Here is a 21,811-nt window from a genome sequence, read left to right as displayed (position 1 = left end):
TAAAAACCTTATAGGTTTATTTCAACCCTTGCCGCTTAGCCAGCTTAGCCGCAATAAACAAAGTACAAAAAACAATGGCTACACTCAGGTATCCCACCCAGTTATAGTGCAGTATTTTGCCATCGGGTTGTTTGGCAACAATAACACCGGCAATTAATGCAGCAAGGCCGGTAAACAATTGTTGTATAGAAGCATTAAAGCTCATAAACAATCCACGCTTTTCCGGATTAACTACAGTGCTTATCATAGCCTGCGCTGGTATTGTTCTACCCGTAGAAAAAGAAAACCAAACTGCAAACACACACAGCACAAAATAAAAAGGAATGGCCGGCATGCTGGTAATTAAAAATATAGGTATTAAAGAAGCGCCTGCACTGTATAAATAAATTTTAAGCTTACCGTGCTTATCCGCCATGCGGCCAATAAAAAATGATGCCATTAAAGAAAACACACCGCCTACCATGTAAATAAGTGGCGTTTGGTCTTTGGTAAACCCTACATTAAACTCCATATAAGGATTAATGAAAGGGATAATTAAAAAATGCCCCATCATTAAAAAACCGGATAAGGTTAATGCAAGCAACTGGCTTTTATTTTTACTCAGTTCCAGGAACACCTCTCTGGGAGAAATTTTTTCTGCTGCTGTTTGATTTTGTAAATGTTTCGTCATGGGCGGCAAAAACCGGATGATCATGGGAATTATAACAATGCCCACGATACCAATAAATAAAAATGGCGCATGCCAGCTTATTAATTTTGCCAGGTATAAACTAAAAGGCACACCAAAAATTGAAGAAATAGAAAATGCTGTAAAGATGGCCCCCATTGCCCTGCCCCGCTTTTCGTAATCGAAAGTATCAGCGACTATACTTAAAATTTGTGTACCAATAAGCCCCCCAAATAAACCGGTTAAAATTCTTGCAGCCATTAAAAAAGCTGCATCGGGTGCAATACCGCAGCAAATGGTGCCTGCTAAAAAACCGATGTATGCAAACAGCAACACTTTTTTTCTATCGTATTTATCTACAAAAAAAGCAGCGGTAATACTGCTGACAAAAGATGCAATAGGGTAAGCGGCCACAATAACACTAAAATACTGGGCGCCAATATTAAAATGCGGCATCAGGAAATTGCCTAATGGCATCATTATCATAAAATCGAGGATATTGGTAAAATTGAGCGCCGCCAGTAAAAAAAGTATGATGCGTTCTTTTTTGGTCATGTTACAAATTGAGTGCAAAGGTATTTGATTGATAGAGAATGATCACAATTTGTAAAAGCAGTTTTTCTCTATTGTGCCGGGATTGTTTAATAAATACACCTTGGTTAAGTACAAATATTCAATAAATCAATTTTCAATGTTCAATAATCAATAGAATACATCTACTTTTAAACTTGTTTGCTTATTCCCTGAATGCTTCCCTCTTTTCTGCATATCAACAGAGTAAATCAGTCTTAATTCAGGCCGTTTTGCTAACTATAAAATATTTGTCAAAATTCTTCTGTAACCCTTGCCAATTCTGCACTAAATGCCTTACCTTCGCTGCCCGTTTAAAATAAGCGGCAATCAACAATATTTATAACTGTTCTTATACCCCTTTAGGGGATAGGGGCACAAAACAAGGGAAATGAACAATTACGAATTGATGGTGATTTTTACCCCTGTGCTTTCTGATGAGGAATTTAAAGCCGCTCAGAAAAAATACGCTGACCTCGTTACAGAAAACGGTGGTGAGATTGTGCACAGTAACCCATGGGGACTAAAATCGCTGGCCTATCCCATTGCCAAAAAAACCACTGGTTTATATTGGGTAATGGAGTATAAAGCGCCATCCAGCTTCAATGAAAAGTTGAAAATTCAACTTTTACGTGACGAATCTCAGATGCGTCACATGTACACTGCACTCGACAAGTACGCCGTTGAGTACAATGCCAAAAAGAAAGGTGGCGGACGATTTACTAACGAAAAATCCTTAGCTTAACTCATGGCAAAAAACGAAATAAAATATCTTACTGCCATTAAGCAGGAGAAGCGCCCCAAAAAATACTGCCGCTTTAAAAAAATGGGTATCCATTATATTGATTATAAAGATGCCGAATTTTTGAAAAAGTTTATTAACGAACAAGGAAGATTATTGCCACGCCGCATTACCGGAAACTCTTTAAAGTTTCATCGTAAAGTGGGTGATGCAGTTAAAAAGGCCCGTCAAATGGCTATTTTACCTTACGTTACAGATTTATTGAAATAAAAGCCCCATCCTAACCTTCCCCCGAGGGGAAGGAACAGTCTCTAAGAATACGGGGCAGAGATTGGATAACTAATAAAAAAGATAAAATGCAGGTAATATTAATACAGGATGTAAATAATTTAGGTGGTGTAAACGAACTGATTACAGTTAAAAACGGTTATGGCCGCAACTATCTTATTCCTCAAAAAATGGCTGTAGAAGCCAGCCCTTCCAACATAAAAATGATGGAAGAAAAAAAGAAACAGCAGGCTAAAAAAGAAGCTAAATTATTGGCTGAGTTAAATAGTGTAATTGCTGTTTTACAAAACGGTCCTTTAAAGTTGGGTGCCAAAACCGGTACCAGTGGTAAAATTTTCGGTAGTGTTACATCTGTTCAGGTAGCAAAAGCTATTAAAGAACAAAAAGGCTACGAAATTGACCGCCGCCGCATTACCATTATTGATGATGTAAAAGAATTAGGTACTTACAAAGCAAAAATTGATTTTGGTAACGGTAACGAAACCGAGGTTGAATTTGAGGTAACAGCTGAATAATTAAATTGAATACTATTATTAGCCGCCTCACTTTTGAGGCGGTTTTTTTTGTTTAAAATTTTTGAAGAATTCGTATTCTTCTTTCTACACCAAAAAAATTTTATAAATTTTTATTCTATACCTGAGTATTATATTCTACACATTTTGTAAGCGGCCAATGCTGCAGCTGTGTTTTTATGTCTAAATTTTTATTGGCAGCATCTTTGTTTCTTATCAGTGAGCTATATTTTTTTTAAAATTAATTTTTATTTTTTATGCCATTTATTAAATCAGCACAAAATAATAACAAGCCTGTAAAAATTTATTACGAAGATTACGGTAAAGGTAAACCTGTAGTTTTCATCCATGGATGGCCTTTAAGCGGATCGATGTGGGAATATCAAATAACACACCTTACGCAACAGGGTTTACGTTGCATTACTTACGACAGAAGAGGATTTGGAAAATCGGACAGGCCTTTTGATGGATACGATTATGATACACTTGCAGGAGATTTGAAAAATCTGTTGGATGAACTGGAACTTAAAGATGTAACACTTGTTGGATTTTCGATGGGTGCCGGGGAGATTGCTAAATACTTTACTTTGTATGGAGGAAAACGGGTGTCGAAAGTAGTTATAGTTAGCGGCGTTACTCCTTATATGCTTAAAACCGACAGTAACCCTGAAGGTGTGCCCCAGGAAGAATTTGATAAAATGGCTAAAGGAATGATGGAAGACAGACCGGCATTTATGGAAAATTTTAATAAAGATTTTTTTAGTGTGTCATTAACTAATCACCCGGTAAGCGATGCTTTTTTAGCCAGCAGTTTAAACAAAGTAATGGATGCCTCTGCTGTTGCAACATTGCAATGTGCCCAATCATTTGCTTCTACCGATTTTAGAAAAGATGTAATTAAAATAAATGTACCCACTTTAATTATCCATGGCGATAATGATAAAACGGTACCTATAAATGCTACAGGAGAAAAAACCGCACAAATGATCAGCGGCTCAAAGTTTATTGTATATGAAGGTGCGCCGCACGGCTTATGGTTTACCGATAAAGATAAATTGAACAGAGATTTAGCAGACTTTATTTAAATAAAAACAGCAAAACCAAATAAAAAATTCCACTTTTGCAAAATTGGAGTTTTTTTATAACGGATTTTACGCTTTAAAAATGGGCAAAATCTATTTATTTAAATTTTTATAGATTTATATCGTTTTTTGCACAAAACCCCTATCTTTATGTTGAATTAATGGTTTTAGTTTTTCGCTATTAGCTGAAGTAGCTTTTTTACAAGTCCGATTCAGTTCATTGTTACAACTAAGTCATTATCGTTTTTTTATTTATTTATTTAAAAGTTTTTACAATGAACATTTATGTAGGAAATCTAAGTTGGTCAATGACTGATGATGATTTAATGAATCTCTTTACAGAGCACGGAAGCGTAACAAGCGCAAAGATCCTTAAAGACAAAATGAACGGCCGTAGTAAAGGTTTTGGTTTTGTTGAAATGGAAGACGATGAAGCTGCAAAAGCTGCAATCGCTGCCTTAAACGAAATTGAAATTCAGGGTCGTAAATTAATCGTTAACGAATCTCAACCCCGTCAGGAAGGCGGTGGTGGTGGCGGCTACAAAAAGAGTGGCGGCGGTGGTTACGGCGGCGGCAGAGGCGGCGGCGGTTACGGTGGCGGTGGTGGAAGAAGTGGCGGGGGTGGTGGTTATGGCGGTGGCGGTAACAGAGGTGGAAGCGGCGGCGGTGGCGGAAGAAGCGGCGGCAGCGGTGGTGGTTACAACAGAGATTATTAATCAATCATCCAAATAATTTAATTTTAAAATCCCTTTTTAACCGAAGGGATTTTTTATTGCCTTTACTTACTGAACATTTATTTCTTTGTAAAATTTATTAAACCGCTACTGTAAATTAGCTTGCAATTAATTTAAAAAATTATGGGCAAAGGAAGATTAGAAGCTTTTAGCGATGGTGTATTGGCCATTATTATTACTATAATGGTTTTAGAAATGAAAGTGCCACATGGCAGTACACCAGAAGCATTAAAACCATTAATACCTGTATTTTTAAGTTACGTTCTAAGCTTTATAAATATTGGTATTTACTGGAATAACCATCACCACATGATGCATACTGTACATAAAGTTACCGGTACAGTATTATGGACAAATATTCACCTGCTTTTCTGGCTCTCGCTGTTTCCCTTTGCAACTGCATGGATGGGAGAAAATCATTTTAGTAAATGGCCGGTTGCATTTTACGGTTTTATATCAATGATGGCCGGCGTTGCTTATTATTTTCTTGCCCATTGTCTTGCAACTCTTCATGGAAAAGATTCGGTACTTGCAAAAGCATTGGGCAACGACAAGAAAGGAATTCTTTCTGTAATTTTTTACATCGTTGGAATTGGCTTATCATTTATCAATTCCTGGCTTGGGTTTGCAATGTATGTATTGGTTGCAATGGTATGGTTTATCCCCGACAGGAGAATTGAAAAAAAAGTGGATAATTAAAAAATTGTTTTCGTAATAAAATATCTGGTATTTTATTACGAAAACAATAACACAAACTTTATATAAAATATTTAAGAGTCAGTTTAATAAAAAACTGAGCAAATCAATTACCTGTAAATAACCCTGTAAGTTTCTTTTTCATTATTCGACAGATCAATAACCGTTACAGTATAAATTCCATTGCTGACAGCTGCACTTCTTTCAAACTCAACTACCCGGTTTTGAATATTATAATAAATTTTAGCAGCAATTTTTTGGCCTAAAACATTATTAATTTCAACAGCATAGTTTTTTGGCGTATTGCTTTTTAATAAAATAAATAACTTATCTTTTACAGGGTTGGGATAAAGTGTGATATCGAATTTTGTATTTTTTATCAACACTGTATTACTGTATTTAACAGTATTATTTGCTGTAATAATTTTTAACCGGTAAAAATTATTGCCGGTAAAAGGTTCCTTATCTGTAAAACTGTTTGACGAACCTGTAATGTTTACAAAACTTTTTATTGTTTTGTAAACTGTGTTATCAGTACTCCTTTGTAAATCATATTTACTTACATCAGGGTTAACTTCATTCCAAAAAAGTTTATGTCCGTCAGTTTGTTTTGCGCCGGACAGTGTGATATCTGTTGGCAAAACCCCGCCGCAAATACCTGTTAAAATATAATTGGCATATCGTATTAAACAGCCGTTGTTAACTACTATCCTGCAAAAATATCTTCCGGTATCTGCAATAGTAAGGTTAGGAAAATTTAATACAGAACCAGTACCAACAATCATACTATCGTTTGGCACAATCCTTTTATACCAGGTATATGTTGCATTTGCTATAGAGTCTACAATGAGGGAAATGCTGGTGTTAAAGCATTCGGGTGCATTTGCAAAAACTAAAAAATTACCCAGTGGCAAAACACTCACATCATATAAACTTGCATTGCCACATCCATCAGTTACACGTAATCTTATTAAAGAATAAGTGGTACCATTATTAATTGAAAAAACAGGGCTTGCCTGCGGTGCAGTAACAATACTGGGTGATGCAGGCACACTGCCAATGATTTCATAAGTATAAGGTCCTATGCCACCTGCAACATTTACGTTTACACTAAAACCGTTATTATCGCATTGATAGGCATTGGAGCCAGACAAAATAGGGAAAATATAAATTCTTACTACAACCGTATCGTACAAATGCTTATTACAATCTTCAATATAAGTATCAAAAACATAAGTGGCGGGACCAAGATCTAAAAAAGTATATTTATACCCGGTAACTAAAGAAGCATTTATTGAAACAGATACGCCATCCTTTTTTATAATTTTAGGAATTATATTTCCGCCAATATTATTATCGTTGATATTTACGATTATATCCGATGATCCATTTGGCCACACACCCGAAGGGCATTTAGGTGTAATGGTAATTACCCTGTTTGCAACACTTATAACGGGTGCAATACTTACCGAATCTTTGCTGCCACATTGATCTGTTATAACAATTTTATATTGTAACGGTGTCGCCAGTTGGGGCATATTAGCAAAAGTATAAGTGGTGCTGCTGGTTGTAGCAGTTTGCAAAAGTGTTCCCGACGGAGAATATAACAAAATCGTAAAAGATGGTATGCCTGAATTTATGGTAACCCTTAAATTGGATGTGCCAATTACAGAACATGATTTTCTTGCTGATACTGATATATCTGCAACAGGTACATTCTCTACAAAGCAACGGTTTATTAATGTATCATAGCAGGTAGAATCGTTAACTACTTTTATACAGTAACTGCCGTAAGAAAGATTTGTAAAAACTCCCGTGGTATTACAGCTCAACAGCACATTTAAGTTATCATAAATACAATATTGTGCATTGCTGATATTTACCTGCCCTGTTACCGAAGCTGTAAATGTTAAACAGGCTTTGTTAGTTATTTTAACTAAGGCATCTACAGAAGGTATCGGCCTTGTGGCTGTAAAGCACCGCACAATAGTTGTATCGTAACAGGCGGAATCATTTACAACATCAATACAATAACTGCCATAAGGTATGTTATTAAAAACACCCGTGCTGTTACAAATAATAAGCACATGTGCAGGAGTATATAAACAATACTGAGGGTTACTTAAATTTACCTGGCCGGTAACAGTTGCAGTAAAATTTGTACAGCCCCTGTTGCTTATAGTTACTGCCGCATCCATTGAAGGAATGGGTGGCCCAACTGTAAAGCATCGCACAATAGTTGTATCGTAACAGGCGGAATCATTTATAACATCGATACAATAACTGCCATAAGGTAAATTATTAAACACACCTGTACTGTTACACATAATAAGTACATGCGCCGGTGTATATAAACAATATTGTGGGTTAGATGTATTTATCTGTCCTTCGATAGTTGCAGTAAATGTTGTACAGGTTAAATTTGTTATTAGTACGTTGGGTGCAACCGATGGTACAGGCCTGTTTACAGTAAAGCAACGTGTTATTGTAGTATCATAACAGGTAGAGTCGCTAATAATATCAATACAATAACTGCCGTAAGGTAAGCTATCAAACACGCCTGTAGTGTTACAGGTTATTAAAACCCGAGGCACAGCATACAAACAATAAGTAGGGTTAAATAAATTTGTTTGTCCTGTTACTGAAGCTGTAAAAGTTGAGCATGATAAATTAGTTATTGTAACTGTTGCATCTACAGATGGCACAAGCCGGTTAGCAGTAAAGCATCGTATTATTGTTGTATCGTAACATGCAGGATCATTAATAATTTTTATGCAATAATTTCCAAAGGGAAGATTTTGAAAGACACCGGTTGAATCGCAGGCAATTAAAACATCTGCAGAATCGTAAAGGCAATAATTAGGGTTATAAAGATTTTGCTGCCCTGTTACTGTTACCGTAAAATCATTACAGGAAGTTTGTACATTCAAATTAACAGAAGGTATGGGTTTTATTCCTGTAAACGTTCTGATAATTGTTGTATCGTAACAACTGTTTTTAATTGTAATACGGTAGGTACCATAAGGAAGCAAATTAAAAACACCAGTTGCATTACATGTAATTAATGCCGCACTGCTGTCGTAAATACAATATAGTGGTGCAGTTAAATTTATTTGCCCTGTAACAGTAGCAGTAAAAGTAGAACAAGCCATATTAGACATTGCAATAACAGGCGATACAGAAGGTATTGGATATAAACCCGTCCATGATACTGATTTAATATTACCGCATAAATCCTTTACAAATAATTTTACAGTATTTTTATTACCGGTATAATATTTAAAACTGTTAGTGGTAAACCATGTTGTATCTCCGGGAGTAACTGATGCCCCATAAAAAAATCCGTTAAAGATTGGATGAGGAGTAACATTACCTTTAATGTCTTTTAAATTAATTGTTACGGCTATACTGTCGCAGGTAATTTTTGTAACAGTATAATTATTTATTATCCAATCATAATTCTGTATAGAAATATTTCTTGTTTGTATAGCACCGCAGGAATCACTTAACTGAATAAAATAATTACCGTTTATTAAACCGGTAAAAATTCCCGGAACGCTTACTGTGCCAATACCTGAAGCGGAAGGTGCAATAATTTTGTAAGAGAATGGCGCTCTTCCATATTGCTGACTGATAACCGTTATTGTACCGTCACTTCCGTTAGGGCAGGTTACGTCTGTTGCATCTAAAGTAAAGTTGGGAACTATATAATCACCATCAATGGTAATACTATCTTTTGCGTATTCACAGCCGGTAACAATATCTTTTACTGTTATCAGATACCTGCCCGGAGATAAACCACTTATAAGATTGCTGGAAGTAAACGGTGTACTAACAGGGCCAGTTGCCATATACAGATAATTTCCCGATCCGCCTTTTGCATCTATTTGCACTGTGCCGGTAGCTTCGCAACGGGATTCAGTAGTAATATAATCGGCTATTAGTGAATCGCAACAATTACCATTCAGGTTTTGAACAACTATATCTTTAACAACAGTTGTACCGCAGGAATCAGTTAGCTGGATAAAATAATTTCCACTCATTAATCCTGTAAAATTTCCTGTTGTACTCACTGTGCCAATACCGGAAACTGAGGGTGTAACTATTTCAAATATAAATGGCGGCCTGCCAAATTTTACTGAGGCAACCGTTATTGATCCATTGCCTATACCAATACACGTAGCCGGGGTAGAAGTTAATGTAAAATTAGGATCTCTGTAACCACCATCTACAGTAACAGTGTCTCTCTCATAAAAACATCTTAAACCAATATCCTGTATGCTTACCAAATAATTACCTGCAGGTAATCCGATTATAATATTACTGGGAGTATAAATTGTATTAACAGGCCCCGATACTTTGTACTCATAATTACTGGATCCTCCGGAAACATTAATTTGGATTGAGCCTGAAGCAGCACAACGGGATTCAGTTGTTCTATATGTTGCGGTTAAAGTATTACAAGCCTGTGAAAAACCAACTTTTGGAAGAAGTGAAGAAACTATTAAAGCAAGCGTAATAATACCCGTTAAGTAGAGTTTTTTCATTCGGTATGGATTAAAGTTCTAAATTTTAACGTCACATCAAATAACTTATTGCTCGAATTAAAACAATACTCTATTTAATCCGATTTAATGCCTTTTGCAGGCATACTTTTACAATAACAGGCAAAAAAATAATGAGTTTGTGGGTATTTTTTTTTCGAAAAATTACTATCCTTAGTGTAGTGTTTTTACTATCATTTAAAATTATTTTTATTGATTGGAATAATAAAAACATCTCTTTAATAAATAAATCTTTGCTCTTACTTTATTTTACTACTTATACACCACTCTGTAAGTTTGTTTCTCTCCGCTCTTTAACTCTGTAATTATTAAGGAATAAACCCCTGGTGTAATCATTGAATTTCTGGGATAGTTTATTACAGCGTTCTGTATATTATTGTATGTTTTAGACATCATTTTTTGGCCTTCTATATTATACATTTCAATGGCATAATTTTTACTTGAAACATCTGATATTGAGATATACAGTACACTATTTACCGGGTTGGGATAAAAGCTGATATCGAATTTTGCATTCTTTATCGAAACAGTATTACTATATTCAATTTTATTTTCCAGATTACTAACTTTCAGCCTGTAATAATTAATGCCATTTGCAGGGTTTTTATCTGCAAATGAATATATATTAGCTGCATTATTTTTTATTACTCCAATATCCTGATAACCGTAATTTCTATTAGAAGTACTTTGCAAAATATACTCATTTACATTAAGAGAACCTGCATTCCAATATAGTTTATTACCATCATTCTCTTTTATACCTGTTAGTGTAATATCAATGGGTAGAACACCCCTGCAAAAACCTGTTAAAACATAATTGGCATATTTTATAAGACAACCATTATTTACCACGATCCTGCAAAAATACCTACCGGTATCAGATGGTAAAAGATTTGAAAAATGTAATGACGTACCTGTACCAACAATTACACTGTCATCTGGTTGAACTCTTTTATACCAGGTGTAATCTGCGTTTGCTATTGAATCTGTTCTTAATGTTAAACTATGATTGAAACATTCCATAGAATCTGAAAAGGCCGAAAAATTAGCCAGTGGCAATATGCTGGCGTCGTGTAAACTTGCATTACCGCATCCATCAACTACACGTAAGCGTATCAGGGAGTAATTAGATCCGTTATTGATTGAAAAAACGGTACTGGCCTGTGGGCTTGTAATAATGGCGGGTAAAGAAGGCGAACTCCCGAAAATTTCATACATATAAGGCGCCTTACCGCCAAAAGCATTTACACTTACGCTAAAACCATTGTTATCACACTGGTAAGCATTGGTGCCATTTAACGATGGGAAAATATAAATATTTACAGTTACTGTGTCATACAAATGTTTATTACAATCAGTAATATAAGTGTCGAAAATATAAGTAGCAGGGGCAAGATCGGAAAAAGTGTATTGATAGCCTGCATTGGAGGACGCATTAACAGAAACAACTGAACTGTTCTTTTTTATTATTTTAGGCACAATACTTCCCCCGATATTATTATCAGCAATATTTATAACCACATCCGATGCCCCATTGGGAGAAGCTGCAGATGGGCATTTGGCAGCAGTAGTAATCAACCTGTTTGCTCTATACACTTTAGGCGCAACATAATCAGTGTCTTTATTGTTACAATTATCCGTTGCAATTATTTTATACATCAAGGGTGCATCCAAATTTGGAATACTTAAAAAGGTAACACTTGTACCGCTTGTACTGAGCGACTGCATAAACGCACCCGATGGAGCATATAATGAAATGGAATATCCCGGCGTGCCGGAAGTTATACCAACTTTAATATCCGATGCCCCAATTACATTACAAGACCTGTTTGCAGATAAACTTATATTTAATACATTTTGTGCTGCTGAAAAACATCTTTTTATAGTAGTGTCATAACAAGCTGCATCATTCTTTGTATCAATACAATAACTTCCATATGGGATACCGGTAAATATACCTGTTGCATTACAGCTCACTAAAACATTTGCACTGTTATATAAACAATACAGCGGATTATTAATATTGGTTTGCCCGGTGATTGTTGCTGTAAAAGTAGCACAGGTTTTATTACTAACAGTAACCATTGCACTTAGCGATGGCTTTGGCGCTATTACAGTAAAGCAACGGGTAATAGTGGTATCATAACAAGCCGGATTATTCACCACATCTATACAATAACTGCCATAAGGCAAATTATTAAAAACACCAGTGCTGTTACACATTATTAAAACGTGCGCCGGCGTGTACAAACAAAACTGCGGACTATTCCAATTGGCTGTATCTTTAATAGTAGCGGTAAATGTGGCACAAGTTAAATTACTTATTGCTACCACTGAATTAATAGAAGGCCTTGGCTTATTTACCGTAAAGCATCGGGTAATTAAAGTATCATAACAGGCCGGGCTATTGGCTACTTTAATGCAATACGTACCATAAGCTAAATTTGAAAAAATTCCTGTAGCATTACAACTTAATAAAACATTGGCCGCATTATACAAACAATAGTTAGGGCTGTTAAGGTTTGTTTGCCCTGTAACCGTTGCTGTAAAAGAATTACAGAACCTTGCAATTTGCACACTTGCATCAACTGATGGTACAGGCCGGGCAACCGTAAAACAACGATTGATTGTTGTATCGTAACAGGGCTCTGTTATTTTAATACAGTAGCTGCCGTAAGGTAAGGCATTAAAAATACCTGTTGTATTACAAGCTACTAAAACATTGCTGTTATCATAAATACAGTATGATGCGCCAGTTAAATTTACTTTGCCGGTAATGGTAGCAGTAAAAGTGGAGCATACTTTATTTGAAATAGACACTGTTGAACTTACGCCTGGAATAGCTGTATCTGTCCAAACAGCGGATTTTATATTACCGCAAGGGTCTTTTATAAATAATTTTACTGAGCGTTTTTTTGCTTTGTAATATTTAAAAGTATTGGTAGTAAACCAACTTGTATCGCCAGTTGTTACAGATGCGCCATATAAAAACCCATTAAAAACAGCATTGGGTGTCGCATTGCCTTTACTGTCTGTAAGATTAAAAGTAACAGAAATTGTATCGCAGCCTATTTTAGTAACAGTATAAGTATTAATAATCCAGGAATAATTTTCTATTATGATGCTACGGGTTTGAATGGCGCCGCAGGAATCACTCATTTGTATTAAGTAACTACCACTTAATAATCCTGTAAAATTTCCTGCTGTACTAATCGTTCCCACTCCTGAAGCCGATGGGGCAATAATTTTATAAGTAAATGGAGACCTTCCGTTAGTTTGCCCCGATACTGATATTATTCCATTATTTCCATTAATACAGGTTACACCGGTTGCCACCATTGTAAAATTTGGTGCCAGGTAGTTACCCGTTACTGTTACACTATCCTGATTGTAAATGCAATTGGTATTTATATCTTTTACTGTAATCAGGTACCTGCCTGGTAGCATACCAGTTAAAAGGCTGTTTGTAGTATAATTGATGGTGATAGGGCCATTAGCCTTGTAATTATAATTACCAGAACCGCCGGTTGCATTTATTTGAATAGTGCCTGTTGAGGCACACCGGGATTCGGAGATTACATAAGTTGCAGTTAATGTACTGCAGTCTTGCGCAAAAATAACTTTAGGCAAAAGCATTGCTGCAAAAACCACAAAAAAAGCTACTCCAAAAGGGTAGAATTTTTTCATAAAAACGGATTTTAGTAATTACTTAAACGGGTAAACGCAGATAAGTGCCAAAAATTGTAAACAGGGCCCTTTAACTCAAATATTTATACAAGATCCCATGACTTTTTTGCTCTATATCAAAATCCGGCCTATCTGCAATTATTCAAGACTTGATTACATAAAAAAGGGTTGCATTTTTTTACAAATAGCAACCCTTCCTGTTTAATATTATAAAGTTTATTCAACCAAAAGCTTCATCGTTTAAATGCACCTTGGTCATATCATAAAAATGATTTTGTAATTGATGTAATGAAATGGGTTGTACAATATGCCTTCTTTCATCCCTGTACCAAATTTCAAATTTTGAAAAACTATTTTTTTCCGGCAACAGCATTCTAAAAGCTCCCTTCATATATTTTACAGTACCATCTTCATTATCCTGCTTTTGAAATTTAAGTTTTGTTAACTGCTCATCAGATAATGGTATGGGGCTTAACTGTTCGGTTTCGTACCAAAAATCCTGAGTGCCGGTGTTAACACAAACTTGTTTTTCGTTACCGTTTAAATCAGTTACTTCACCCTGTTTTTTATCGCCATCGTTATCGGCAAATAAATAATCGCCAACTTTAATTTCATTAAATTTTATCATAAAGCTTTCGTTTTTATTAAAACTAAATGTAGTATTTTTTTTTGAAAAAAGATATTAAATACTGAAAGCAGGAGCTTCCAGCTACTCCGCCCAGCTCATAATGTAATTTACATTTTCTATATCTAAAGCCTGCTTTGTCAGCATTAAGGGATGAAATGTATCTACCATTACAGCAAGTTCTTTAGTTTCTTTGGCGCCAATACTTTTAGCCACTGCCCCGGGATGTGGCCCGTGCGGAATACCTGCAGGATGCAATGTTATCATGCCACGGGTTACATTTTTGCGACTCATAAAATCACCATCCACATAATAAATTACTTCATCGCTGTCAATATTACTGTGGTTGTATGGTGCCGGTATGGCATCCGGATGATAATCGTACAATCTCGGCACGAAGGAACAAACTACAAACGCATTGGTTTCAAAAGTTTGGTGTACCGGTGGCGGTTGATGTACCCTTCCGGTTATTGGTTCAAAATCATGAATAGAAAAAATATACGGGTAACAGCATCCATCCCACCCTACCACATCAAAAGGATGTGTGCCATAATGCAAACCATACAGCATACCTTTCTTTTTTGCTTTAATTAAAAAGTCGCCGGTTTTATCAATGGTTTTTAAATTTTTCGGTGTACGGATATCTCTTTCGCAATAAGGAGAATGCTCCAGCAGTTGCCCGTATTTACTCATGTACCTTTTAGGAAAACGCAAAGGCGAAAATGATTCTACAATAAACAACCGGTTATTTTCATCCGTAAATTCAATTTGATAAATGGTTCCTCTTGGTAAAATAATATAATCGCCATACCCAAAAGTTAATTCACCATACTGCGTATGTACCGTGCCGCTACCTTCATGTACAAAAATCATTTCATCAGCGTCAGTATTTTTGTAAAAATAATCCTGCATACTTTGCTGTGGCGATGCCAGTACAATATGGCAATCGCTGTTAACCAAAACCGGTATGCGGCTTTGTAAAAAATCTTTAGCTGGTTTTATAGTAAAGCCTTCGAAGCAGCGGTGCTGCAGCATTTTTTCTTCGGCTATTTGCGGACTAACATCTACCTGCGGCTCAGTTTTTATTATTTGTGTTGGCGGATGGCAGTGGTAAAGCAAAGAATAATCGTTGCTGAAACCTTCGGTACTAAATAATTGTTCGCTGTATAAACCTCCGTCAGGTTTACGAAATTGTGTATGGCGCTTGTGAGGGATTTTTCCTAAAGTATAATAGTGAGACATATTTTTAATGAATAATTTATAATGAATAATCGATAATAGATTCCATAGAAAAATATCAATTGACGCAAAGGGCTAATGAAGCCAGCAGGAAAATATATTTCCAGTTGCGCTTATCAATATAATAGGTGAAATTGCGGTGAAAAGGCATAAAACAGATTTCTGATTTTCGATTTCTGATTTTAGATTGCATCAAATTTACAAAACATATTTGAAACGGATTGGCCTTATATCAGACACACACAGTTTTTTAGATGAAGCCGTTTTTGAGCATTTTAAAAACTGCGATGAAATTTGGCATGCCGGGGATTTTGGTACGGGAGAATTGGCTAAGAGGCTAAAGGAGAAAAAGAGTTTAAAAGGTGTGTATGGCAATATCGATGGACAGGATATAAGAACTGAGTTTCCTGAACAATTGGTTTTTATGTGCGAAGAAGTAAAAGTAATGATGCGGCATAACGGTGGTTATCCGCCACGGTATAATCCAGAAACAAAAAAAGAATTACTCATTCATCAACCACAACTTTTTATTAGCGGCCACAGCCATATTTTAAAAATTATGTTTGATGAGAAATTGCAGTGCCTGCACATGAACCCCGGTGCCGCAGGTAAACAGGGCTGGCATAAAGTGCGTACACTTATCCGTTTTAACATTGATGGAAAAGAAATGAAAGATTGTGAAGTGATAGAATTAGGAAGTAAATAAAAAATTATTTACCTCCGTTCGCTTTCAAATCTGCTTTGCAATTAGCATCCAATGGCGGAATGCTTCCTGTAATTAAAAAGCCCAGCACATCTGTAGTTTCCGATGCATAATACATCAGGCAGTTGGTATTATTGCAATGGCTGCCATGCGCTGCATCTTTATGGTTGGTTTGCATAGTGGTTCCAACATCAACTAAGCCAAGAATATGCCCGGCTTCATGCTCTAAAACAGTTGACTCTAATTTTGTTCTGCTGGCCTGGCCTATGCCACCCGAATTATCGTGGATTGTTTTACCAAAGATGCACATGGAGGTATTTCTAAAAGCTACACCCAAAACATTTCCTTCGGTGTAGCCGCCATCGGTATATAAAAAATAAACCCCCAACTGGCTGCCCGATGTATAGGCTGTACGATTGTTCTTTTCTATTGTGGCTATATCATTTAATGATAATACGGTTTTACCCGAACCGGTAATTGCACTTTGCACAATAGTAACACCACCGGGTTTATTTACCAAAGTATTAAAAAAGGCTGTAAGATTATTTAATGAAGCCGCATCCGGTGCAAAGCCGGGCATATATTGAATTTCTATTTTTATTGAAGTATAAGTTGTGGCACTTAACAAATCGTTTGCAGATGCTCCAACCTGTTTATTATTATCGCTGTTAATGGAGGGGAGGCCGGTAATAGTATCACTCTTTTTACAGGAAAAATTATTAACCGAAATAATTGCCAACAAAAAAACTAAAATAGCATGTTTCATAAGTATGATTTTAAAACTTTACTTACGAAAAACGTGCCGAAACGGTTCTTTATTGCTCTACCCAATCGGCCATAAAAATATTGGTATCTCTTGTGCCGCCATTGTTGCGGTTGCTGCAAAAAATAATCTTTTTTCCATTGGGGCTAAACATGGGGAAGGCATCAAAAGATTTTTCTGCAGATATTTTTTCCAGTCCGCTCCCATCTTCATTAATAATAAATAAATTAAAAGGAAAACCTCTTTTACTTTGATGGTTGCTGGCAAAAATTATTCTTTTATTATCGGGCATATATGCCGGTGCCCAGTTGGCATTGCCAAAATTAGTGACCTGCTTTACATTACTGCCATCGGCATTGGCAATATATACTTCCATATTTGTAGGAGCTACCAAATTTTCGGCAAGCAATTCATTATACTCTTTTATTTCGGCATCAGTTTTAGGCCTGCTGGCACGCCAGATTATTTTTTTGCCATTGGGGCTAAACCATGCACCACCATCATACCCTAAAAGATTGGTTACTCTTTTTTCTTTACCGGTTTTTAAATCCATAATATATAAATCAATATCGCCATCTTTTGTGCTGGTGTACAGCATTTTTTTCCCATCGGGAGAAATGGTAGCTTCTGCATCGTACCCTTTGCTTTTGGTTAATTGCTTTACAATTTTTCCATTAAGGTCGGCCTGAAAAATATCGTAACTGTTGTACAAAGGCCAAATGTATTTGTTGCCGTATTTTTTTCTGTCGGGTACAGGCGGGCAAGTGTCGGCACCTAAATGTGTGCTGGCATACACCACATGTTTACCATCTTTTAAAAATGCACCACAGGTTGTTCTGCCTTTACCATTGCTTATTAATTTAGGTTCAAATTTTTCGCCATTTACAGGCACTTTACCAATAAACATTTCATCGCACATAATACCTTCTTTAGGATTGGTGCGTTGAAAAATAATCCATTTACCATCAAAACTAAAATAGGCTTCGGCATTATCGCCGCCATAAGTTAATTGCTGTACGTTGGTAAAATGTTTTTCTCCGGGAAAAAGAATAGTATCGGAAAAGTGAGTGGCAAGTGGTAAGACGTGAGTAGGAAAATTAATTTTGAAAGAACTTATTATAATAGTTACTGCCAATAAGAATGTTGCACTAAGGGTTAATCTTTTCATTAAAATCTGTTTATGCAGCAAAGTTAGCAAGCTGATAGATTTAATTGTCAGAAAAATGTCATGAGGTTTGTAACTATCACTTAATTTTGCGCCAATATATTTTATGAAGCAAACAGTAAGTATTCTTTTAGCCATCATCATTTTTTCTTCCTGCAATAATGCAGTAAAAGAACAACCGGTTACCCAACAGCAAATTCCAGTGCAGGAAAAAGAGATGAAAGATGCAATTGATAAATATCCGGATTCGCTATTACTTAGAGAAACACTGATACAATATTACCAGGATAACGGCAACTTTGATGTAGCCATTGCAGAGATTAATAAAACCATACAAATTGACAGTACCGATGCCAGGCTGTGGGATAAAAAAGCCGAGTTATATCTTTTACAGGATGATACTGCCAATGCAATACAATCTTACCAAAAAGCCATTGATATTTTTCCTGATCCGCAGTTTATCATGTCTCTGGGATGGTTGTACGCAAAAACAAAAAACAATATGGCATTGGCAATGGCCGACGCTTTAATAATTGGTAAAAATGCAAAGGCGGATAAAGAAGCCAATTTAATAAAAGGTTTGTATTACAGTTCTATTGGAGATAAACAAAAAGCCATAACTTTTTTTGATAATTGCCTGGCTCTGGATTACACATTCATGTTTGCTTACCGTGAAAAAGGAATTACGTTGTATGACATGGGAAAATATGAAGAAGCGCTGAAAGTTTTAGACAAAGCGGTTACACTTCAAAATAAATTTGATGAAGGTTATTACTGGATGGGCCGCTGTTTCGAAAAATTAAATAAGCCCAATGATGCTATAGAAAGTTACAGAACTGCATTGCTCTGTAATCCTGATTTTGTGGAAGCAAAAGATGCATTGGCTAAATTAAAATAGTTGAAAGTTGATGGTTGAAAGTTTAAAGAGTATGATAATTTGTGCATTCTTTTTATATAGTTAGCTTTGCAAATAGAACATTCAACATTCAACATTCAACATTCAACATTCAACATTCAACATTCAACATTCAACATTCAACATTCAACATTCAACATTCAACATTCAACATTCAACAATGCCCATCATCGCCCCTTCCCTCCTTGCCTCTAACTTTTTAAATTTACAAGCCGAATGCAATATGCTAAACCAAAGCCAGGCCGACTGGTTTCATTTAGATGTAATGGATGGCCGCTTTGTACCCAACATAAGTTTTGGGCCGATGTTGATAGAATTTTTCAGCAAAGCCACCACCAAAGTTTGTGATGTGCATTTAATGATTGAAGAACCCGAAAAATATGCCGAAGCATTTAAAAAAGCCGGTGCCGATATTTTAACTGTACATATTGAAGCCTGCAGAAATTTACACCGCAATATTCAGCAGATAAAAGAATTGGGCATGCAGGCAGGTGTGGCCATCAATCCGCATACACCGGTAGAAAGTTTAAAAGATATTTTAGCCGATATTGATTTGGTTTGTATGATGAGTGTAAACCCGGGCTTTGGCGGGCAATCATTTATTCCGTACACCCTCACTAAAATAAAACAACTGCGTAAAATGATTGACGAACAATCGTTAAATGTAAAAATAGAAATTGATGGCGGTGTAACTTTAGCTAATGCAAAAGCTATACTTGATGCAGGCGCAGATGTTTTAGTAGCAGGCAATACTGTTTTTAAATCTGCGGATCCTATCGCAACAATTGCACAATTAAAAGCTTTATAGTACCAATGAAAATTAAACTCCTTTTATTTTTTGTTACAATTATTTTTACTACCACATTTGTAAAAGCCCAGACAAAAGAGTATAAAATTGATAGTACTCTGGAGAAATGCATTGCAAAAGATGTAAGTGATGCAGGAATGATAAATTGTTTACAAAAGGCCGAAACAGATTGGGATAAAGAGTTAAATAAATATTACAAACTCTTGCTCATTAAATTAGATACATCTGAACAAAAAAAATGCAGAGATTCTCAAAGGCAGTGGTTAATATACAAAGAAAAGGAAGTAAATTTCTTTACTGATGTTTTTAGTAAAAAGGATGGCTCATTGTGGAATTTATTAATTGCTGATAAGAGAATGCAAATAACAAGGTTAAGAGCAAAAGAACTTATTGCATATTACGAAACACTTACGCAAAATTAAAAGCACCGACCGGGTAATTTAAATTTCCCCTTTTGTACACAATTAAAAGCCCTATAAATTCTGATATATTTGTTCCAGTGCAAATAAATTTTTCTTCAGCCAGTTGGTTGTGCCTTTTGGCCAGGTAATTTTTTTAGAAATTACATTGTCCATCATATCATAAGCCTTCATAGCTTCAGCATTATTATAAAAACAACCCTTCCATTTTTCTGAAATTTCTTTCCTGTTTTGAATACTGATACGGCCGGCATACCATTCCAAACACGAAGGCAACCCATAAAACGAAGCAGCAACAGCCTTTCTTGCAATAACATCTTTATAAAATAAAATAAAGAAACGCAGGTTATCTTTTAAGCGTTGCTTAATGGCAACGTCACTTTCGGATGCCCGGGGTTTAATGCGCCATTTATTATTGGCTATATAAAACGGATCATCAGCAGCATTTTTATACCGCTTTGCATCCGATACAAAAGTTAAAACAGTTTCCGATTTAATACCCACATTGGTCAGCTTCATTTCATTAGCAGCCAGTGCCCTTAATTTATATATATCGCTGCTGCCATTGGTGTATTTTAAAGTCAGTATTTTGTTTGCTTCATCAAATTTCCAGGTGCCATTATCCATGGCATTGCGTATATTTTTTACAATGGCAAAATCAGATGCCATCGAAAAACTTCTCACCGGCATTTCAAAAGCGCTGCCATCGCTTGCCACTTCCAGCGCTTCTTTATCATCATCTAAAATCCAGTTTTGCGTAAGCAGCTCCTGCATATTTGTGGAAGCAGATAAATCCTGCAGCATATCCGGCAATGCCTGGTACATGGTATCGGTACTGTACGAGTCTTCAGTACTTTGTTTTTTACTGTCTTTAACAATCTTTTTTCCTTCGTCTGCTTTTTTATTTTCGTTACAACTGGTTGTTACAAAAAAAAGCAGTGCGGCAAATCTTATTATCTTATACATTTTTATAGCTAATTAATTTGCATAAATATAAAATAAACTAACTTCATGGCATGAGAATTTTTTTGGCATTCCTGTTTACCATTATCAGCATTACTGCCGCCGCCCAAAAAAAAACAGCTTTTGTTACAGGCAAAGTAATTGATGAAAATGAAAAACCATTACAAAATGTATCGGTAGTTATTTTAGGCCGCTCTGCTGGTACTATTACCAACGACAGTGGCTATTTTAAAATAACCGTTCCTTCCGGCAAAGCCTTTGCCTTAGTATTTTCTTACAGCGGTTATAAAGAAGTGCAAAAGAATTTTTATCTCAGCAGCAACGAAGAAGAAACCGCTATAATACAAATGGAATTAGGCGGAAAAGTTTTAGATGCCATAATTGTAACCGACGATAACCAGCGTAACCAAACCGGCCTGGTAAAAATAAATCCTAAAAATGCACTGGCATTGCCCAGTACCATTGGCGGTGTAGAAGGTTTAATAAAAATACTGGTAGGCAGCAATAACGAACTCACCTCGCAGTACAGTGTACGTGGCGGCAACTACGACGAAAATTTAATTTACATCAACGACTTTGAAATTTTTCGTCCGTACCTGGTACGCAGCGGCCAGCAGGAAGGCTTAAGTTTTATTAACCCCGAAATGGCAAAGAATATTAATTTCTA

The 21,811-nt window shown here is 36.0% G+C and carries 19 protein-coding genes; 11 read left to right on the top strand and 8 right to left on the bottom strand.

Annotation, left to right across the window (positions count from 1 at the left end):
• Positions 1-16: 16 nt before the first annotated feature.
• Positions 17-1,222, bottom strand: coding sequence for an MFS transporter (locus ACY651_RS19745; protein WP_462255231.1), 1,206 nt, complete (start codon positions 1,220-1,222; stop codon positions 17-19).
• A 406-nt stretch (positions 1,223-1,628) separates the two neighbouring features.
• On the opposite strand from ACY651_RS19745, the gene rpsF reads away from it, so the two are divergent.
• The 6 genes from rpsF to ACY651_RS19715 all read left to right on the top strand — a co-directional run bounded on the left by rpsF (position 1,629) and on the right by ACY651_RS19715 (position 5,294).
• Complete coding sequence (gene rpsF / locus ACY651_RS19740; protein ID WP_462255230.1) at positions 1,629-1,982, top strand: 30S ribosomal protein S6; 354 nt, start codon at positions 1,629-1,631, stop codon at positions 1,980-1,982.
• Positions 1,983-1,985: 3 nt separating this feature from the next.
• Positions 1,986-2,249 carry a 30S ribosomal protein S18 gene (gene rpsR / locus ACY651_RS19735; protein ID WP_462255229.1) on the top strand — a complete coding sequence of 88 codons (264 nt, stop codon included), beginning with the start codon at positions 1,986-1,988 and terminating at the stop codon, positions 2,247-2,249.
• An 86-nt stretch (positions 2,250-2,335) separates the two neighbouring features.
• Positions 2,336-2,782: a 50S ribosomal protein L9 gene (gene rplI / locus ACY651_RS19730; RefSeq protein WP_462255228.1), complete on the top strand. Its 447-nt coding sequence runs from the start codon at positions 2,336-2,338 to the stop codon at positions 2,780-2,782.
• A gap of 254 nt (positions 2,783-3,036) precedes the next feature.
• Positions 3,037-3,864, top strand: coding sequence for an alpha/beta fold hydrolase (locus tag ACY651_RS19725; RefSeq protein WP_462255227.1), 828 nt, complete (start codon positions 3,037-3,039; stop codon positions 3,862-3,864).
• A 272-nt stretch (positions 3,865-4,136) separates the two neighbouring features.
• Complete coding sequence (locus ACY651_RS19720) at positions 4,137-4,577, top strand: RNA recognition motif domain-containing protein (RefSeq protein WP_462255226.1); 441 nt, start codon at positions 4,137-4,139, stop codon at positions 4,575-4,577.
• Positions 4,578-4,718: 141 nt separating this feature from the next.
• A complete protein-coding gene (locus ACY651_RS19715; RefSeq protein WP_462255225.1) occupies positions 4,719-5,294 on the top strand; it encodes a TMEM175 family protein in 576 nt (191 codons plus the stop codon).
• 107 nt (positions 5,295-5,401) lie between these two features.
• On the opposite strand, the gene ACY651_RS19710 is transcribed toward ACY651_RS19715, so the two are convergent.
• The 4 genes from ACY651_RS19710 to ACY651_RS19695 all read right to left on the bottom strand — a co-directional run bounded on the left by ACY651_RS19710 (position 5,402) and on the right by ACY651_RS19695 (position 15,410).
• The gene (locus ACY651_RS19710) at positions 5,402-9,838 is read right to left on the bottom strand and encodes a T9SS type A sorting domain-containing protein (protein WP_462255224.1); all 4,437 of its coding nucleotides are present in this window, start codon (positions 9,836-9,838) and stop codon (positions 5,402-5,404) included.
• A gap of 270 nt (positions 9,839-10,108) precedes the next feature.
• Positions 10,109-13,543 carry a T9SS type A sorting domain-containing protein gene (locus tag ACY651_RS19705; RefSeq protein WP_462255223.1) on the bottom strand — a complete coding sequence of 1,145 codons (3,435 nt, stop codon included), beginning with the start codon at positions 13,541-13,543 and terminating at the stop codon, positions 10,109-10,111.
• Between the two features lie 220 nt (positions 13,544-13,763).
• Positions 13,764-14,171: a hypothetical protein gene (locus ACY651_RS19700; protein ID WP_462255222.1), complete on the bottom strand. Its 408-nt coding sequence runs from the start codon at positions 14,169-14,171 to the stop codon at positions 13,764-13,766.
• Between the two features lie 81 nt (positions 14,172-14,252).
• Positions 14,253-15,410: a homogentisate 1,2-dioxygenase gene (locus ACY651_RS19695; RefSeq protein ID WP_462255221.1), complete on the bottom strand. Its 1,158-nt coding sequence runs from the start codon at positions 15,408-15,410 to the stop codon at positions 14,253-14,255.
• 208 nt (positions 15,411-15,618) lie between these two features.
• Between ACY651_RS19695 and ACY651_RS19690 the strand changes: the two genes are divergently transcribed.
• Positions 15,619-16,113, top strand: coding sequence for a metallophosphoesterase family protein (locus ACY651_RS19690; protein WP_462255220.1), 495 nt, complete (start codon positions 15,619-15,621; stop codon positions 16,111-16,113).
• A 4-nt stretch (positions 16,114-16,117) separates the two neighbouring features.
• Here the strand turns inward: ACY651_RS19690 and ACY651_RS19685 are convergent, their stop codons facing one another.
• Positions 16,118-16,876 (bottom strand): M12 family metallo-peptidase, encoded by a 759-nt coding sequence (locus ACY651_RS19685; protein WP_462255219.1) that lies wholly within the window; start codon positions 16,874-16,876, stop codon positions 16,118-16,120.
• Positions 16,877-16,925: 49 nt separating this feature from the next.
• Positions 16,926-18,041, bottom strand: a complete 1,116-nt coding sequence (locus ACY651_RS19680) for a TolB family protein (protein ID WP_462255218.1) — start codon at positions 18,039-18,041, stop codon at positions 16,926-16,928.
• 103 nt (positions 18,042-18,144) lie between these two features.
• On the opposite strand from ACY651_RS19680, the gene ACY651_RS19675 reads away from it, so the two are divergent.
• From ACY651_RS19675 to ACY651_RS19665, 3 genes are all read left to right on the top strand, one after another.
• Positions 18,145-18,936 carry a tetratricopeptide repeat protein gene (locus ACY651_RS19675; protein WP_462255217.1) on the top strand — a complete coding sequence of 264 codons (792 nt, stop codon included), beginning with the start codon at positions 18,145-18,147 and terminating at the stop codon, positions 18,934-18,936.
• A 178-nt stretch (positions 18,937-19,114) separates the two neighbouring features.
• Positions 19,115-19,762: a ribulose-phosphate 3-epimerase gene (gene rpe / locus ACY651_RS19670; RefSeq protein ID WP_462255216.1), complete on the top strand. Its 648-nt coding sequence runs from the start codon at positions 19,115-19,117 to the stop codon at positions 19,760-19,762.
• Positions 19,763-19,767: 5 nt separating this feature from the next.
• Positions 19,768-20,184 carry a lysozyme inhibitor LprI family protein gene (locus ACY651_RS19665; protein WP_462255215.1) on the top strand — a complete coding sequence of 139 codons (417 nt, stop codon included), beginning with the start codon at positions 19,768-19,770 and terminating at the stop codon, positions 20,182-20,184.
• 51 nt (positions 20,185-20,235) lie between these two features.
• Here ACY651_RS19665 and ACY651_RS19660 read toward each other — a convergent pair whose 3' ends face one another.
• A complete protein-coding gene (locus ACY651_RS19660; protein ID WP_462255214.1) occupies positions 20,236-21,147 on the bottom strand; it encodes a hypothetical protein in 912 nt (303 codons plus the stop codon).
• A 50-nt stretch (positions 21,148-21,197) separates the two neighbouring features.
• On the opposite strand from ACY651_RS19660, the gene ACY651_RS19655 reads away from it, so the two are divergent.
• A partial coding sequence (locus ACY651_RS19655; protein WP_462255213.1) for a carboxypeptidase-like regulatory domain-containing protein occupies positions 21,198-21,811 on the top strand: 614 nt, incomplete at its 3' end.

This window comes from Ferruginibacter sp. (assembly GCF_031391665.1).
In the GTDB taxonomy this organism is placed as follows: Bacteria; Bacteroidota; Bacteroidia; order Chitinophagales; family Chitinophagaceae; genus Ferruginibacter.
Note: the sequence above shows the minus strand (reverse complement) of the source record. Positions and strands in the feature narration are given on the sequence as shown.

Excerpts from the sequence above, each read along its gene's own strand:
- ACY651_RS19745 (WP_462255231.1), bottom strand. The coding sequence starts at position 1,222 with ATGACCAAAAAAGAACGCATCATACTTTTTTTACTGGCGGCGCTCAAT.
- rpsF (WP_462255230.1), top strand. The coding sequence starts at position 1,629 with ATGAACAATTACGAATTGATGGTGATTTTTACCCCTGTGCTTTCTGAT.
- rpsR (WP_462255229.1), top strand. The coding sequence starts at position 1,986 with ATGGCAAAAAACGAAATAAAATATCTTACTGCCATTAAGCAGGAGAAG.
- rplI (WP_462255228.1), top strand. The coding sequence starts at position 2,336 with ATGCAGGTAATATTAATACAGGATGTAAATAATTTAGGTGGTGTAAAC.
- ACY651_RS19725 (WP_462255227.1), top strand. The coding sequence starts at position 3,037 with ATGCCATTTATTAAATCAGCACAAAATAATAACAAGCCTGTAAAAATT.
- ACY651_RS19720 (WP_462255226.1), top strand. The coding sequence starts at position 4,137 with ATGAACATTTATGTAGGAAATCTAAGTTGGTCAATGACTGATGATGAT.
- ACY651_RS19715 (WP_462255225.1), top strand. The coding sequence starts at position 4,719 with ATGGGCAAAGGAAGATTAGAAGCTTTTAGCGATGGTGTATTGGCCATT.
- ACY651_RS19710 (WP_462255224.1), bottom strand. The coding sequence starts at position 9,838 with ATGAAAAAACTCTACTTAACGGGTATTATTACGCTTGCTTTAATAGTT.
- ACY651_RS19705 (WP_462255223.1), bottom strand. The coding sequence starts at position 13,543 with ATGAAAAAATTCTACCCTTTTGGAGTAGCTTTTTTTGTGGTTTTTGCA.
- ACY651_RS19700 (WP_462255222.1), bottom strand. The coding sequence starts at position 14,171 with ATGATAAAATTTAATGAAATTAAAGTTGGCGATTATTTATTTGCCGAT.
- ACY651_RS19695 (WP_462255221.1), bottom strand. The coding sequence starts at position 15,410 with ATGTCTCACTATTATACTTTAGGAAAAATCCCTCACAAGCGCCATACA.
- ACY651_RS19685 (WP_462255219.1), bottom strand. The coding sequence starts at position 16,876 with ATGAAACATGCTATTTTAGTTTTTTTGTTGGCAATTATTTCGGTTAAT.
- ACY651_RS19680 (WP_462255218.1), bottom strand. The coding sequence starts at position 18,041 with ATGAAAAGATTAACCCTTAGTGCAACATTCTTATTGGCAGTAACTATT.
- ACY651_RS19675 (WP_462255217.1), top strand. The coding sequence starts at position 18,145 with ATGAAGCAAACAGTAAGTATTCTTTTAGCCATCATCATTTTTTCTTCC.
- rpe (WP_462255216.1), top strand. The coding sequence starts at position 19,115 with ATGCCCATCATCGCCCCTTCCCTCCTTGCCTCTAACTTTTTAAATTTA.
- ACY651_RS19665 (WP_462255215.1), top strand. The coding sequence starts at position 19,768 with ATGAAAATTAAACTCCTTTTATTTTTTGTTACAATTATTTTTACTACC.
- ACY651_RS19660 (WP_462255214.1), bottom strand. The coding sequence starts at position 21,147 with ATGTATAAGATAATAAGATTTGCCGCACTGCTTTTTTTTGTAACAACC.